Annotated in this window: 12 protein-coding genes; 7 read left to right on the forward strand and 5 right to left on the reverse strand. The window is 46.1% G+C overall.

Annotated elements, in window-relative coordinates:
* Positions 1 to 250 precede the first annotated feature (250 nt).
* Complete coding sequence (locus tag FYJ39_RS07230; protein ID WP_154471794.1) at positions 251 to 1,492, reverse strand: class I SAM-dependent rRNA methyltransferase; 1,242 nt, start codon at positions 1,490 to 1,492, stop codon at positions 251 to 253.
* A gap of 101 nt (positions 1,493 to 1,593) precedes the next feature.
* A complete protein-coding gene (locus FYJ39_RS07235) occupies positions 1,594 to 2,184 on the reverse strand; it encodes a TetR/AcrR family transcriptional regulator (protein WP_154471795.1) in 591 nt (196 codons plus the stop codon).
* 346 nt (positions 2,185 to 2,530) lie between these two features.
* Between FYJ39_RS07235 and FYJ39_RS07240 the strand changes: the two genes are divergently transcribed.
* The 5 genes from FYJ39_RS07240 to fucO all read left to right on the forward strand — a co-directional run bounded on the left by FYJ39_RS07240 (position 2,531) and on the right by fucO (position 10,151).
* A complete protein-coding gene (locus FYJ39_RS07240) occupies positions 2,531 to 3,502 on the forward strand; it encodes a hypothetical protein (protein WP_235919764.1) in 972 nt (323 codons plus the stop codon).
* A 70-nt stretch (positions 3,503 to 3,572) separates the two neighbouring features.
* On the forward strand, positions 3,573 to 5,849 hold the full coding sequence (locus FYJ39_RS07245) for an efflux RND transporter permease subunit (RefSeq protein ID WP_154471796.1): 2,277 nt from the start codon (positions 3,573 to 3,575) through the stop codon (positions 5,847 to 5,849).
* Complete coding sequence (locus FYJ39_RS07250) at positions 5,839 to 8,208, forward strand: methyl-accepting chemotaxis protein (protein WP_407923832.1); 2,370 nt, start codon at positions 5,839 to 5,841, stop codon at positions 8,206 to 8,208. Before FYJ39_RS07245 ends, FYJ39_RS07250 begins: the two co-directional genes overlap by 11 nt.
* Before the next feature lie 52 nt (positions 8,209 to 8,260).
* Positions 8,261 to 8,827 carry a TetR/AcrR family transcriptional regulator C-terminal domain-containing protein gene (locus tag FYJ39_RS07255; RefSeq protein WP_154471797.1) on the forward strand — a complete coding sequence of 189 codons (567 nt, stop codon included), beginning with the start codon at positions 8,261 to 8,263 and terminating at the stop codon, positions 8,825 to 8,827.
* 175 nt (positions 8,828 to 9,002) lie between these two features.
* The gene (gene fucO / locus FYJ39_RS07260) at positions 9,003 to 10,151 is read left to right on the forward strand and encodes a lactaldehyde reductase (protein ID WP_154471798.1); all 1,149 of its coding nucleotides are present in this window, start codon (positions 9,003 to 9,005) and stop codon (positions 10,149 to 10,151) included.
* Positions 10,152 to 10,356: 205 nt separating this feature from the next.
* On the opposite strand, the gene FYJ39_RS07265 is transcribed toward fucO, so the two are convergent.
* Together FYJ39_RS07265 and licT are read right to left on the reverse strand one after the other, a co-directional pair.
* Entirely contained in the window at positions 10,357 to 11,856 is a 1,500-nt protein-coding gene (locus FYJ39_RS07265; protein ID WP_154471799.1) for a PTS transporter subunit EIIC, read from the reverse strand.
* Positions 11,857 to 11,873: 17 nt separating this feature from the next.
* A complete protein-coding gene (gene licT / locus FYJ39_RS07270) occupies positions 11,874 to 12,716 on the reverse strand; it encodes a BglG family transcription antiterminator LicT (RefSeq protein WP_195840394.1) in 843 nt (280 codons plus the stop codon).
* Between the two features lie 295 nt (positions 12,717 to 13,011).
* Here licT and FYJ39_RS07275 point away from each other — a divergent pair, with 295 nt between their 5' ends.
* Both FYJ39_RS07275 and FYJ39_RS07280 read left to right on the forward strand, forming a co-directional pair.
* On the forward strand, positions 13,012 to 13,728 hold the full coding sequence (locus tag FYJ39_RS07275) for a peptidylprolyl isomerase (RefSeq protein ID WP_154471801.1): 717 nt from the start codon (positions 13,012 to 13,014) through the stop codon (positions 13,726 to 13,728).
* A gap of 10 nt (positions 13,729 to 13,738) precedes the next feature.
* Entirely contained in the window at positions 13,739 to 15,187 is a 1,449-nt protein-coding gene (locus tag FYJ39_RS07280; protein ID WP_235919765.1) for a L,D-transpeptidase family protein, read from the forward strand.
* A gap of 109 nt (positions 15,188 to 15,296) precedes the next feature.
* Here FYJ39_RS07280 and FYJ39_RS07285 read toward each other — a convergent pair whose 3' ends face one another.
* On the reverse strand, positions 15,297 to 16,511 hold the full coding sequence (locus tag FYJ39_RS07285; RefSeq protein ID WP_154471802.1) for an AfsR/SARP family transcriptional regulator: 1,215 nt from the start codon (positions 16,509 to 16,511) through the stop codon (positions 15,297 to 15,299).
* Positions 16,512 to 16,598 lie beyond the last annotated feature (87 nt).

Raw genomic sequence — 16,598 nt, forward strand, 5'->3', positions numbered from 1 at the left:
TAAGTATAGGTTTGTATATCGGATTAAATGTGAAGTATAATGATAATTGAATCTGATATTTATTATCCCAAAGAAATTAAGTGGTATTTTCTCAAATAACGTTATGAAGCAGGAAGCCTATCAAAGATTTCCTGCTTTTTGTTAATAGTTAAAGCCGTTAATGTTATATTTTTCTGGGCGGCATGTTGCCAACCGATCCGGGTCAGTATACAATCTGCATAAAATCATGTTGTTCCTGCATATTTAAGGTTTATGGTTCCTCACATACCTGGAAAATGAAGAACTTCAGATAATAGCTTTCGTCCGCAGACCAAAGGATTGGATGGTCACTGGCCTGAGTACGGTATTCGATCTGGCGAAGCCTTTTGTGCGCATTGCCGGCGGCTTCCCGAATGGTTTTCGAAAATAGATCCGGAGTTAGGAAATGGGAGCAGGAGCAGGTGGCAAGATAGCCGCCGTCCTTTACAAGCTTCATTCCCCGGCGGTTTATCTCACGGTAGCCCTTTATAGCATTTCTGACGGAATTCCGGGATTTGGTAAATGCCGGCGGATCTAATATCACTACGTCAAATGTCTCTCCCTTCTGCTCCAGACCGGGAAGGAGGTCAAAGACATCGGCGCATTGAAAATGTACCCGGTTCTGGAGATCGTTTAATGCGGCATTTTCAGCAGCCTGGTCTACAGCCAGACGGGAGGCATCTATACCTAGAACCTCCCTGGAGCCTGCCAGCCCTGCATTTAACGCAAAGGAGCCGGTGTGGGTAAAGCAGTCCAGCACCCGATCCGGACGGATGCGCCGGCAGAGATTTTGGACAGCCAGCCGGTTATACTTCTGATCTAGAAAGAAACCTGTTTTCTGACCGTCCTCCACATCTACCAGATAGCGGACGCCGTTTTCCATAATCTCCACCTTGGTTACGAAGGGCTCTCCGATAAAGCCCTTATAACGCTCCATCCCCTCCTGAAGCCGTACCTTAGCATCACTGCGTTCATACACACCCCGTATGATAACGCCGTCCTCCGCAAGAACCTTCTTCAGCTTTTCCACAATCATTTGCTTAAACCGGTCAATGCCCAGCGCCAGAGATTCCACCACCAGCACATCGGAAAACTTGTCAACGATCATGCCAGGAAGAAAATCAGCTTCTGCGAAGATAAGGCGGCAGCTGGAGGTGTCCGTCACTGCCTTTCTGTATTCCCAGGCATTGCGTACCCGCATTTCGATAAATGCCTCGTCTATTACCGCATCCTTTTTTCTGGACATCATTCGTACGGTGAGCTTTGAGCAGGTGTTAATAAAGCCTGTACCCAGAGGAAAGCCGTCATAATCTTCTATAAGTGCCAGATCTCCGTTCGTAAAAGACCCGGTGATGATATCGATTTCATTATCGTATATCCAGGCCCCTCCTGCCTTTAAGGAACGGCCCATCCCCTTTTTTATGCGAACCGTAGCTCTCTGCGACAGTTGAGTCTTAGTAGTTTGAAATTCCATTTATGTACCTCTGCCTTTCCAGCGCCCTCCTTACGGGCGTTTCATGTGGTGCTTACAGGGATAGTGCTTCTTATGCTGCCCTTGCCTGCATAGACATTTTATCACAGGTTAGGCTTACCTTCCAGTACATTAATTCCTTTTGTGATAAATACCTCGGTTAGTCCTGCCATTTCCCCAGGAGCTTCTTTTAAGCCTGATTTGAGCCAATGTTGAACCAAACCTACGCAGCCGGATACAATAAAGGAACAGAAAGCGTCAAATACAAGGGGATTGTCTGTGCGGAATATCTCCATCCAGTCGTGGATGCATTTTTCCTGAATCAGCTGTTTCAGGCGATTCACAAAATTTAAATCTCCGTTTTCCCCCAAAAGTATTTCAATGAGATCGGCATTGTTATAAACTAAGGTATAGATTTCTTCAAAGAGGACAGCCGGACGCTGCTGTAAATCCTTGGCGTCGTGCTTTTGCAAAAGCTCATAAAAATCTGTCTGGAGCTCCGTCTCTGTCTTTTCCAGCAGGTCATAGACATCCTTATAATGAAGATAAAAGGTTCCTCGGTTTAAATCTGCCATGTCAGTCAGCTCACGGACGGTTATATCCTGTACCTTCTTTTGCTTTAACAGCGATATAAGACATTCCCTAAGCTGCTTTCTGGTTTTTCGTACTCTGCGGTCTACTGCCTCTGCGCTCATCTGATGTGCCTCCTTTGTTTTTGATATAAGGCTATGGCATGCCTGAAAATTACCTCCTGCAATCTATCATTTACTTTCTGAGAACGCAAATTTCAGACAGGACATAGGGGGCCATTGGCCCGTTCATCTTATTGATTTTACATTTTTTTAATAATTATATAATAAACAAAAAAATAAAAAATGTATATTAATAATCATTTGTCGCAAAATTAATCATTGTATCTTTGGCTTTCTCTTAGTATAATCCATTATAGTCAATAAATCAACAAATGTCAATTAATAAATACGAGCAATATAAATGCACAAAATATAACTAATAGACTATAAACTGTCGGGAGATGAAAGAATGGTCAATAAAAAAATGAAAGCAATGGTAGCTGCAGTTATCCTGTCTGTCGTCGAAGGACTGGGGAATATGGAAGCTGGGGCTGCGTGGGCTGCAGAGCAGAGCGCCGGTTTTCAGCCTGGGGCTAGTGGGGTGGAAAGCAACAAACCTCAGAGGGATCAGCGGGACTTCCCTAGCTGTACTCAAAGTTTTGGCACACAGGCTTCATGTAATCCGGGCTGGCATCAAAGCAGCAGTGGCTGGTACTGGCAGGAAAGGGACGGCTCTCTTCATCATGGCTGGCTTACAGATGGCGGAAGAACCTATTACATGGATGATAACGGTTTAATGGTTACTGGGTGGAGAGAGATTGATGGAGATTGGTACTATTTTCATCAGGACGGGGCTATGAACCTGGGAGAGCTGAATCTGGATACAGGATGTTACCAATTCACGTCTGATGGCGCCCTGGCGTCTGCCTTCTGGGTGCCGAATACCGGAGGAGGCGCTTATGACGCAGGTTGCTATGACGAGACAGCTCAGGGCCTTCTGGATCGTTTGAACGAGGAAAAGAAGGAACAGTATTTCGACGCACATCCGGATGATGAGGATGAATATGATGGTGATATGCACCGCCCCTATGACCGCTATGCAGGCTTTACTATGAATATGGATCTGAACAAGCTGGCGGCTTGCCGTCTGGACGGAGCAATCCAGCAAGGATACACAGCCAATCTGATACCGGGAGAGGGAGATTTAAAGGAGTATCTTTCCGGAATCAACTCAATTTACCGCAATAGGACGTTGCTGGAGCTCTACGTCAGAGCCTGTGAGGATGAATCGGAAGCATTTGACAAGATAATGGATAAAGCTGGACGCAGGTCCGCTTCCAAAAGCAACCGTGCCTATTCATTGGAATATTACCGGCAGCTGGGAATGGCGCACAGGGAGCTGGAGGGAAAGCATTATTTTATGGTAATTCTCATGCGTTAAAGCATCTGTACAGCGTATGGGGAAAAACAGCGAATTTTAAAGAAAAGCAGCCGCATAAGGAGCATGAGATATGGGACAGAAACTCTTAAGCAAGTTAAAAGGGAGAAAAGACAGGGTAAATGAGCAGGAAGGAGTAAGGAAGGAAAAAATCTCCTGCCGCCTGGCAAGATTTATTATACATAAGAAGGGCTGGATAGAAGGTGTATTTGCGGCCGGATGCCTTTTTTCACTGTTCGCAATGCTGTTTGTCAATGTCAACTATGACCTGACGGAGTATCTGCCGGAGACGGCTCAATCCTGTATTGGTCTGGATTTAATGGAAAAGGAGTTTGGATATCCGGGTACGGCCAGAGTGATGTTAAAGGATGTAACTCTTTATGAGGCCAAGCAATATAAGGATAAGCTGGAGGCCGTAGACGGAGTGGATCAGGTTCTTTGGTGTGACAATATAGTAAATATCTACTCTGGCGAGGATTTTATCAATGAAAAGGATATTGAGGACTATTATAAGGATGGATGCGCAGTGATGGATGTCACCTTTGAGGAAGGGGATACATCGCAGAAAACATCTCAGGCTATTGACGAGATGAAAGCAATAACAGGAGACAAGGGCAGCTATGTGGGTATGGCTGTACAGAACAAGTCTCTGACAGAAAATGTGGAAAGTGAGATGCACCTGATTCTCACGGTTGCGGTTATTATGATATTTGTGGTGCTGTGCATTACCACAAACGCCTGGTCAGAGCCTGTCCTATTTCTTTTGGTTATGGGTGTGGCGATCCTTTTAAATAGGGGAACCAATATTTTTATCGGTACAGTGTCCTTTCTGACCAACAATGTGGCTATGGTTCTCCAGCTGGCTACCTCTATGGACTATTCCATTTTTTTGCTGGATGCATATTCCAGGGAAAAGCAGAAGGGGCTGCCTGACGAGGAAGCAATGGTTGGAGCGATCGACGCGGCTATAAACTCCATTTTTGCTAGCAGCCTGACTACGGTGGTGGGCTTTATGGCTCTTGTATTTATGAACTTTACCATCGGCTTTGATATGGGATTGGTGCTGGCCAAGGGAATTGTTTTCAGTCTGATTACCGTCGTGTTCTTTATGCCTGCCATGATTTTGAAATTTGAGAAATGGAACACCAAAACCCGGCACCGTCCTTTCCTGCCCAGCTTTCGCAAATTCAGTCAATGGGTTTACAGGATGCGCTATGCGTCACTGATTATCCTAGCGCTTCTGGCTCCCCCTGCCTATGTAGCTCAGGGAATGAACGATTTCCTTTTTGGAAACAGCGCAGTAGGAGCAAGCGAGGGCACCCAGGTCTATGAAGATGATGAGGCGATTGCGGAGAAATTCGGCCGCAGCAACATGCTGCTGGCGTTGTATCCTAATACTTCCCCAGTTGCAGAAAAAGCAATGTCAGAAGAGATTGATGGGCTGCCCTATGTCAAAAGCGTTACATCCCTTTCAGATACCCTTCCCCAGGGGATACCGGAAGACTTTCTTCCTTATTCCGTTACCAGCCAGCTTCACACAGAGGAATATTGCAGGATGCTGATTTACATACGAACTAAGACAGAGAGCGATCAGGCTTTCCGCTGCGCAGATGAGTTGGAAGGGATTGTAAGAAAATACTACCCGGATCAGTCCTTTCTGGTAGGGGAGACACCTTCTACCCAGGACATTAAGACGACCATTACGGCGGATAACGCCCGCGTGAATATGCTGTCTTTGGCAGGCGTATTTCTGGTAGTTATGTTCAGTTTCCGCTCCCTTATCATACCTGTGATTGTTATGATACCCATTGAGGTGGCAATTTTCCTTAATATGGCCATTCCTTATCTGATGGGGGAGACCATGGTGTTTATGGGATACATTATTGTCAGCAGCATTCAACTGGGAGCGACGGTGGATTATTCCATTTTGCTGACGAACAATTATGTGTCAAGCCGCAGGAGCCTTTCCAGAAAGGAGGCCTGCGTTCGGGCATTGATGCTGTCCTGCCCGTCCATCTTTACATCGGGCGCCATCATCATTCTGGCAGGGTATATCATTCATTTTATATCTTCTACGGCAGCTATCGGAGATCTGGGCCATTTGATTGGGAGAGGTGCGCTGCTTAGCGTGCTTCTGGTGCTGACTGTGCTTCCGGCGCTTCTGGTTCTCTTTGACCGGATGATTACCAGCAATGAGTGGGAGCGCCTGCAAAGGCATGTCAAGCGCCGGAGAGAGCGCCGCCGTGTTCTGACGCGGACAGCCAGGGAAACGATAGCAAGGAAAATGTCCGGCACAAAAACTGCAAAGGAACATAAAGAATCAGCGGAGGTGAGCAGTGATGAAATATAGATTGAGGTATAAATGGAAACGTATCATAGCAGGCAGCCTGTCAGTTCTGATGCTCTGTTCAGGAATAGGAGGAGATCTGTCTGTATACGGCGCTGAGGCGGCTGTGGATGTGGATGAAACTATGTATGTGAACCTGGACTTCTATGGAGCCGCTACAAAGGTAAATGTGGTAAAAAGCTGCAATTTCAACGGAAGGACAGAATTTATCGATTACGGAAACTACCTGGATGTAAAAAATATGACCAATGACGCAGTGCCTGTTCTGGAGGAGGGATTGGTAAAATGGACGATGCCAGAGGATCAGAGGGGACGCTTTTACTACCAGTGCACCATGGATATGGATCAGGTGGAGCTTCCCTGGAAGTTTGACGTTTCCTACAAGTTAAATGGGGTTCCCACAGATGCGGATAAGCTGGCAGGAGCCTCCGGTCTGGTGGAAATCAATATTAAGGCAAAGCCCAATGACAAGGCAAAGCCCTACTACCAAAATAATATGCTCCTGATGGCAGCCATTCCTGTGGATATGTCAAAATGCTATAGTGTGGAAGCAGATGGGTCCCAGACCCAGAATCTGGGAGCAATGACAACAGTGATATTTTCCGCCCTTCCTGGAGAGGAGGGGGACTTTACCGTTCGCATTGGAACTGACAGCTTTGAGACCACCGGTGTTATCCTGTCTATGGTTCCTGGCACCATAGAGGATCTAGAGCATATTAAGGATCTAAAGGAATCGAAGGATACCTGGAAGGAAGCAGGGGATCAGCTCTATGACAGTATGGAGCAGATGGCATTATCAGTGGAAGGAATGAGAGAGGGCGTAAACCAGGTGCAGGCAGGGATGGATTCTGCGGAACGTGCCCGTCAGAAATGGAGCGCAGGAAAGGACAGCATTCTGGCAGGTAATGACCAGGCGCTGGCGGCTCTGACTGCTATGTCCAATCAGATGGGCGCTATGGTGCCATACCTCCAGACAGCCAAGGATGCCGCCGATGTCGTTCATGAAAGTATGAACAACATCGTAAATACGCTGGGAGACATGCAGGAGCCTCTCCAGAAGCTGTATAACAGGCTCATGAATATTAAGAGCAGTTCAGAGGATATAAGCAAAACTCTGCCTGAGCTTCAGTCTGCTATGGAACAGCTGATACTGCTGGATTTTAAGCTGCGGCAGAATGAAGATCAATTTATGATGAACCTAAAATCAGCAAGAAATTCCAGCCTCCGCGCAAACAGCCTCTATTATGCTGATGAGATGGAGGATGAGGATGCAAATGAGGATGAGGAGGTATATTGGAGCGATGATTATCTGGGAATCGAGGGTAAGGCCCAGGATACTTCAAAGGGGGCTGAAGAAACCTCGGAACGGGAGACCGGCGGCGTCTCTGACGAAGCTGTAAAGAAGCAGGAGGAACCGGCAGCAGACAGCGTTAACAGCAGGGAGGAAGAAAAAGACGCACAGGAGCCGGCAAAGAGCGAGAATGAGACGGCGAATGAGAGCTCGATCAGCAGCTCGGATAGCGCTGAAAGCAATGTAGTGCCAGATACCTCCAACGAGAATGCCAGCATCCCCTCTTCGTCCCAGACGCTGGGAAAGGCCTCTCTTTCAAAAGAAAAGAGAGAGACTGTGCTGCTGGGAGCAGGCAGCGCGGCGGATATTATCAGCGGACTTACCGGTAAAGGGAAGTCTTTAGCGGTCATTGCAGGTCAAAGCAAAAAGCTGGCAGAGGCTATGTCCAGCCTTATGGCTGATACCTCCGACGCTGCCAAGTACAGCAGCCAGCTGGTAGATAACCTGGATATGCTCATTGAGGATGTTACCGCCTTAAATGACTCTTTAGACGTATATTATCCGGATTTTCAGGCCTGCTTGGACGATACAAAGGAGCTGGTCACTTGCACCACGGACGCTTTAAATAGCAGCGTCAGCACTCTGACGATTGTGCAGAATACGTTAAAGGATACCAGCAATGATTTTGATGCGGCAGCTAGAGACAGCCTGAGGGGAAGTATGGAGCTGCTGGATAAAAGTCTGAATGTTCTGGACAGCACGGCCTCCATGCGCCATGCAGGCCGTACCATGAAGGATACCATGGACAATGAGCTGGATAAATTCGACACAGAGAACCGCTTTCTTTTTATGGAACCGTCTGCGGAAAAGATTTCCTTTACATCCGAGAAGAATAGGGCGCCCAAGACACTCCAGATTGTGCTGAGAACCGATGAGATCAGCCTGGATGACGATACGGCCAAGACAGCGGACGCAGAGGCTGCCAAAGCCCAGGTAAGTCCTCTCAGGCGTATGTGGAATGTGCTTGTAAAACTGTGGAGGGCAATGGTAAGCATTTTTAAAAACAGGTAGCGGCCGTCTTGAATTTTTAGTATAATGGAAGCCATAGGAAGGAAGGGATTCCATGGCAGAGATAAGCAGGCAGGAGAAAACAAAATATAGGCTGGCTGATTCTATGAAGGAGTGTATGAAGACAGAGCCGGTGGAAAAGATTACGGTGAAACAGATTGTGGAGGGCTGCGGCGTTACAAGGCAGACCTTTTACAGGAACTTTCTGGACAAATATGATTTAATCAACTGGTATTTTGACAAGCTGGTGCTCCAATCCTTTGAACAGATTGGCATGGGACATACGGTTGGAGAGAGTCTTGCTCAGAAGTTTGAATTTCTGGTGAATGAAAAGGTGTTTTTCACAGGCGCCTTTCGCTGCGACGCCCAGAACTCCTTAAAGGAGCATGATTTTGAACTGATTCTTCAGTTTTACACAGATTTGATTGCCAGAAAGACCAGCCAGCCCTTAAGCTCTGAGATCCGGTTCCTCCTTGAGATGTACTGTCAGGGTTCTGTTTACATGACAGTAAAATGGGTGCTGGGAGGTATGAGAGATTCCCCGTCAGCTATGTCAGCCAAGCTAGTGGAGGCGATGCCGCCGAAGCTGGCAGAGGTCTTTGAAGGTCTGAGGCTGCTGTGATTGTTTTGTATATAGTAAACAATTGGAATGGTGAATATTCACAAAAAATATAAAAAGTGACAGACTCAGATGTTTGTCACTTTTATTTTACCCTTATGGTTGTTATGATATTAACAAAGAAAAAACCTAAAGTACCGGCCGTCCGGGAAGATAAATAAGAAAAGGAGAGAATCGTATGGCAAACAGAATCGTATTAAATGAGACATCCTATCATGGCGCTGGGGCCATTGCCGAGATTGCGAATGAGGCAAGGGCCAGAGGCTTTAAGAAAGCCTTTGTGTGCTCCGACCCTGATTTGATCAAGTTTAACGTGACCAGTAAAGTCACAAGTGTGCTGGATGAGGCAGGGCTGGCTTATGAAATTTATTCCGACATTAAGCCGAACCCGACCATTGAGAATGTGCAGACAGGAGTAGCCGCATTTAAGGCGGCAGGCGCAGACTATATCATTGCCATCGGCGGCGGCTCTTCTATGGATACAGCCAAAGCCATCGGCATTATTATTACCAATCCCGAATTTGAAGATGTAAGAAGCCTGGAGGGAGTGGCTCCTACCAAGCATCCGTCAGTGCCTATTATCGCAGTTCCCACCACAGCAGGTACTGCTGCCGAAGTTACAATTAATTATGTAATTACGGATGTAGAGAAAAAACGTAAGTTTGTCTGTGTAGATACCCATGATATTCCGGTAGTGGCAGTGGTAGATCCGGAGATGATGGACACCATGCCCAAAGGGCTGACAGCAGCTACCGGTATGGACGCCCTTACCCACGCAATCGAAGGCTACACCACCAAGGGGGCATGGGAAATGACCGATATGTTCAACCTAAAGGCCATTGAGGTGATTGCACGCAGCCTGCGGGGGGCAGTGGAGAACGAGCCGGAGGGAAGGGAAGGCATGGCCCTGGGTCAGTATCTGACCGGTATGGGCTTTTCTAATTGTGGTCTGGGCATAGTTCACTCTATGGCTCACGGACTGGGCGCTCTTTATGATACACCTCACGGTGTGGCCAACGCAATTATTCTTCCTACTGTGATGGAATACAATGCGCCCTGCACAGGAACCAAGTTTAGGGACATTGCAGTTGCAATGGGCGTAAAAGGCGTGGAGACCATGAGCCAGGAGGAGTACCGCAGGGCAGCCGTTGAGGCAGTAAGGCAGCTGTCTGCGGATGTAGGCATCCCTGCCAATTTAAAAGAAATAGTAAAGCCCGAGGACGTGGATTTCCTGTCCCAGTCTGCAATGGATGACGCCTGCCGCCCGGGCAATCCAAAGGAGCCGTCTCTGGAGGACATCAAGAAGCTGTATCTGTCATTGATGTAAGACTTAAAGATACGTCTGATTCATATTCATCAAAGTGGGAACTCTTAGTGAGGAAAACAAAAACAGCAGGGTCGTTTGAATTTCAATACAGACGATCTTGCTGTTTTGTTTAGAATTGATTTAGAAATTTGGTATTTACTTCTTCAGCAGGCCGTTTATAAAAATTGCAATAGTATATTAGCACTTTCTAAAGGGCAAAGAACAATTAGTCATCTATATTTAATAAATCATTAATAATATTTTTATATAAGATTGCTTTTGCTCCGTATATAGCCTGAATTCCGCCTTTTACCTCTAATACGTCTATGGCGCCAAGCTGTTTTAAGGTTTGCTTGTCTACCTTGGAACTGTCTTTTACTGCTACTCTTAAGCGGGTAATACAAGCATCCACATCTTCAATGTTATCTGCTGTTCCTAATGCCTCTATAATTGTAACCGCATCCTTCTTTAATGATTCTTTTGTAGTAACTGTTTCTGCCGCTCCCTCTGCTTCCTCTCCACGTCCAGGCGTCATAATATTGAATTTTTGTATAAAGAACCGGAAGCTAACGTAGTATAGGAAAAACCAAATGATACCTATTACAGGAACGAATAGCCAATGTGTTTTATCATTTCCTGGTAAAATACCAAACAGCAGGAAATCAATTACACCGCCTGAAAAGGTATTTCCTATGGAGATATTTAAAATATCTGCCAAAAAGAAGGAAACGCCGTCTAAAAACGAATGGAAAACATACAGCAAGGGAGCTGCAAATAAAAACATAAATTCCAAAGGCTCTGTAATTCCAGTAATAAAAGAAGTGAGAGCCGCGCTTAAGAAGAGGCCTCCCAGAGCTTTTCTTTTACGTTTATCCACACTATGGTACATAGCAAGGGCCGCTCCAGGAAGTCCAAACATCATAGTTGCAAATCTGCCTGCAAAGAAACGGGTTCCTTCTGTAAACAGACCCTGGTGGGAAGGATCGGCCAGCTGCGCGAAGAATATCTTCTGGGCTCCTGAAACCATCTGCCCTGCCACTGATTCAACTCCTCCTAATTCAGTGTACCAGAACATGGGATAGATCATATGGTGGAGTCCCACTGCCCCGCACAGGCGCATTAAAAATCCGTAAAAGAAGGTGCCTATGGGGCCTGACTTTGAAATGAATTCACCGCTGGAAATCAGTAATGCCTGAAATGCCGGCCATATAAGGAAAAAGACGCCGCCTATAAAGATAGAAGCAAATGCGGTAACAATAGGAACAAACCTAGATCCTCCAAAGAAGCCCAGGGCAGAGGGAAGCTGGATATTCCGATAGCGATTATGCAAATAGACGGTGATGCATCCAACTACGATTGCGCCCACGGCGCCGGTATCGATCGCATTGCCGTCAGGCTTAAAAATACTCAGCATTGCCGCTGTTGTAGCATTCATGACTAAATAGCCTACTACGCCTGCTAAAGCCGCAGTTCCCTTGTCCTTTTTTGCCAGACCGACGCAAAGGCCGATGCATAACAGTAAAAACAAATTCGAAAAAATAATGTTGCCGGCTGCACTCATAATCTGAAATATTGCCTGCAGCCATGCTACATTTAAAATAGGATAAGCAGCGATAGTAGTTGGATTGGACAGGGAGCCTCCGATTCCAAGTAGCAGGCCTGCCGCAGGCAGGATTGCGATGGGAAGCATAAATGCTTTCCCAAGTTTTTGTAATTGTTTAAACATATTTTTTCTTCTCCTTTTTATATTTTTTTAGAATTCGCTTCTAGTACCCTATGGATGTGTACAACTAAAAAGGCGAATTCATCATTTCCCAGCACATATGAAAAATCCTGTTTTATATATTTGCCTATTTTTTTGGCTGTTTTTGCTTCCCTCTGGTATTTGCGGACTACTATTTTATATAGAAAATCATCTCCGTTTAAGGTCTTGTTTGAAAGAATCCTTTCCGCAAAAAACATTAAATGCCTTATAAACCTTTGATAGTCCAATGAATCCTCATCATATTCTATAGAAAAGTCCTTCTTTACAATATTCAGACAATTTTGGACGATCTGCGCAATATGAATGATGCCTTCAATATCAGTATTCATCTGTGCATTGGCTAAATGAATTGCGATTGAGGCCGCTTCTGTCTCAGGAAGTGAAAGATTTAGCTTTTGTTGGATAAGCTTTAGGGCTCTGCAGCCAATTTCATATTCTTTTTTATAAAGTCTTTTTACCTCCCAGTATAGTGGATTCTGGATAGGCAAATTTTGACGGTAACGTATAACGGCAAAATGAATATGATCGGCTATGGCCAGATAAACGCTAGCGCACAAATCAGTATTAAGAGCTTCCTTTGCTATATCAATGATTTCATAGGTTACTTCAATGATATCAATAGGTATTTCCGCTAAAATCTGGTCCATTTTCTTAGCGGATACAGACTTGTCGGGTCTGAATATCTTCTCCACATGTCCAGGCTCAATCTCGCTGCCAGGCTTAACGTTCCACCCAATTCCTTTTCCGATCAATATTAATTCTTCGTTTAACTCGTTTAGGGCTGATACTATGTTATTATTCCAGATTTTTTCTACCCTCATATTATACCCCGCTAAAATAAAAAATACCAAAAAACTCCTTATTACTAAGAAGCTTCTTGGTATTGCCTGACTCAACAGTAACATGCCAAAAGAAATGTTAATTTATATTATTTATATCACAAAAGAGCGTTATATGCAATAGGAAATAAATAATTCCTAACATGCAAGAAGAATATAATAATTCTATAAACTACTTTACGCAGGCATCCGTTCAGTGTTACAATATGAGTCAGCAAAGCTGTTGTGTAAAAACAGCTCTGTCTAAAAGGTTTATATATAAAGAGGAGTCATAACAATGAAAAAATGGATGTGCGTATGTGCGTCAGCATTGGCATTGGCTATGCTGGCCGGCTGCCAGAGCAAAGGGGAAACAAAGACACCGGCAGCTGAAACCAAGATTCAGTCAGAGGATAAGACCCAGGCTGACGGGACAGCGGCAGCAGAGAAAACAAATGTGGAGAAAGCAGCAGAGGATACAGCGGCAGATGATTCAGAGGCTCTAAAGGCGGCAGCCGGAAAGCACTATGTAACGATCAATATAAAGGACTACGGAACCATACAGGTTGAGCTGGATGGAGATGCAGCGCCCATAACGGTAGCCAATTTTTTAAAGCTTGCAAAAGAAGGCTTCTATGACGGACTTACCTTTCACCGGATTATAAACGGTTTTATGATTCAGGGAGGAGATCCAACAGGTACAGGCATGGGAGGCTCAGGTGAGGAGATTAAGGGAGAATTTGCCAATAACGGTGTGGACAATCCTCTGTCCCATACAAGAGGAGCCATCTCTATGGCTCGCTCTGCATTAATGGACAGCGCCAGCTCCCAGTTCTTTATTGTTCATCAGGACAGCGCCTTTCTGGATGGAGATTATGCATGCTTTGGCTATGTAACCGATGGGATGGAGGTCGTGGACGCGATTTGTGAGGCCGTCCAGACAGAGGACGGAAACGGCACGGTGGCAAAGGAGAACCAGCCGGTAATCGAAAGCATAACGGTAGTAGATGAATAAGGAGATTTTAATGATATTAAAAAGCAGTGTAAAAGATCGGACAATGGATAAAATAGCGAAGCTAGCCGTAATAGCGGCGGCTTGTATCGTGCTTTCAGCTATGACGGTACTTGCGGCTCAGACAGCAGATGCCTCCCGTTTTGTTTCTGGCACAAAGGTGAACGGAGTGAGAATCGGAGTTCTTACGGTAGCAGAGGCTAGGGAGAGGATTGAAGGCTTTTACGCAGGTGAATATACACTTACAATCAAGGAACGAGGGGGAGCCGTAGAAACCATTAAAGGAACGGATATTGCTTACCGTGTGGGAATTTCTCCAGAAGGATTGCAGGCCATTTTAGACGCTCAGAACGCCGCAGGGCGTAACGCAGGCCCTAACGAGGATAATGAACATACCATGGCTCTGACGACAGCCTTCAGCCAGGAAGCATTGCTGGAAAGAATTGGAAGACTTACACTCATCGGCGGTTCCGGCATTGTTACAACCAGGGACGCCTTCATATCTGCCTATGAGGAAGGGAAGCCTTATACAATCATTCCCGCTGTTCAGGGTAACAGCGTAGATGTGGAGAAAACAACCTCTCTGATCCTTGAAGCAGTTCATGCAGGGCAGACTTCTGTGGATGTGGATGAGGCAGGCTGCTATACTCAGGTCAGTTTGTGGGAGAACGATCCGTCCCTGGCAGCCTTATGCGACAGAATGAACCAGTACCGTCAGATGGAGATTCACTACAGCTTCGGCGGGGAGACAGAGACGGTTACAGGAGAAACTATATGTTCCTGGCTCAGAGGAACGGTCAATGGGATGACAGAGGTGGATAAAGACGCAGTGGCTGCCTTTGTAAGCGGGCTGGCGGCCAGATATGATACGGTAGGTACAGTCAGGAACTTTCTGACTGCCACAGGTACTGAAGTAGCCCTGACAGGTCCTTATGGCTGGAAAATTGACGTAGCTGGAGAAACCGCGGCTCTTATCTCTTTGCTTCAGGCTGGCCCGGCTGCAGAGCCTGTAGAGCGGGAGCCGGTTTATGCAGCCACTGCTGCAAGCCGAACAGCCCCTGATTGGGGAACAACCTATGTGGAGGTGGATCTGACAGGACAGCATGTTTATATGTTCAAGGAAGGGAAGCTAGTGTGGGAAGCTCCCTGTGTAACCGGAAATGCTTCCAAGAATTACACGACTCCAGCCGGTATCTACAGCCTTGCCTATAAGGAGAAGGATCGGGTTCTGCGAGGAAAAAAGCTGGCGGACGGCAGCTATGAATATGAAAGCCCTGTGTCCTACTGGATGCCTTTTAACGGAGGCATCGGCCTTCATGACGCCAGCTGGCGGGGAAAATTCGGCGGAGTCATTTATCAGAAAAGCGGAAGCCACGGCTGCATCAATCTTCCTCCCGCATCGGTTCCGGCTCTTTACGAGATGGTTTATAAGGGGATTCCGGTTATCTGTCATGGAGCGTAAACGGATTAACAGGCCTTATGTCCTGTGTAGGGCAATCAGACTAAAAGAAGCAGCTTCAAATACAGGAACGTCCCCTCTACCTGTTTGACAGGAGTGAGGGGACATTTTGCTAAGATGAACGCTTCCTGGGAAGCACAGGCTGCAGGGAATAGTTAACCATGAGATCCTTCCGGTTATAAAGCTTTCGGAAGCTGACGCAAATCCGGTTCAGCACCGTTTCTGCCTGCTCGGATGTGATGGTGGGAAGAAGAATAAGATACTGGCATACACTGTAGCGGGTATAAGCGTCGCTGCATCGCAGGGAGGTGCTGACAGCCGTGTTCAAATGCTTCATAGCCTTGGTAAGGAAGGGAAGCTTGGGCGTGGCTTTTTCCGTATCAGTTATTGTCAGAAGGCATAGATAGATGGAGTCCCCGGTGCGTTCAATCGCTCTGCGCCCCAGCTGGAACAGGTCATGGAACACTGAATATTCACAATAAAATGCACCCTTTGAGCCTTCCTCCTGAAGGGCGTCCTGAATGGAGTCCAGATTAATATTGATACCTTGAGCCTCGTTCCAGATGATCCGGTAAAGGTTTTTAAAATCGTTGGATGGGGAGATGGAAAATTCATTGTAAAACAGGTTCATGGTGTGCTTGTACTCTTCCAGTGCCTGACTGGTATGCCCATCCTTAAAAAGAGAATGAACCAGGTGGTAACGGAGGGTTTCATCAAAAGGCTCGATTCTCACTGCACCTTCACAGATAGAGGTGATTTTAGCATAGGCCTGCTTTTTGACCAAAAGCTCAATGGTTTTATGTACCAGCTTCTGATACTGGGAGTGATAATAAGCGGCAATCGGAATAACCCATGGTTCATATTCAGATTTTGGAAGAAAGTCGCCCTTATAGAGGGACAATCCCTGGTAACACAAGGAAAGGGCCTCCTCGTCCTCCAAAGGCTGGCCTAAGACTTTATTGCAAATATCCTCGAATTCGTCGATGTCTATGACAGTGGTGTATTCCTGGGTCCAGGCATAAGAGCCCCCCTTCTGAACTAACAGCTTCTGAGGAGAAATTCCTAATGGACCCAGCAGCTTTCTGGTACGGAATATCAGCGTTTTTAAAGAGCTGTTGGGATTTATTCCTGGGTCATCAGCCCATATAATGCGAATCAGTTCGCTTGGGCTGATAGGTTTCTTCTGGAAAATCACAAGATATTCCAGAAGGAGCCAGGGCTTTTTAGATTGGTTGCTGCTATCTGTAATTGCTCTGGTCCCGGCCTTGATAGTAAACCCTCCTAAGGTTCTCACGTAGATAACATGCTTTTCTCCCATTGCATCCATGCTTTGCCTCCTTTGCAAACTGTAATGATACAAATTAGTATACTAATTTAGAGGGAGATTGTCCAGAAAAAGAGGATGCTTTAAAAG

This window comes from Clostridium porci (genome assembly GCF_009696375.1).
Lineage (GTDB): Bacteria > Bacillota > Clostridia > Lachnospirales > Lachnospiraceae > Enterocloster > Enterocloster porci.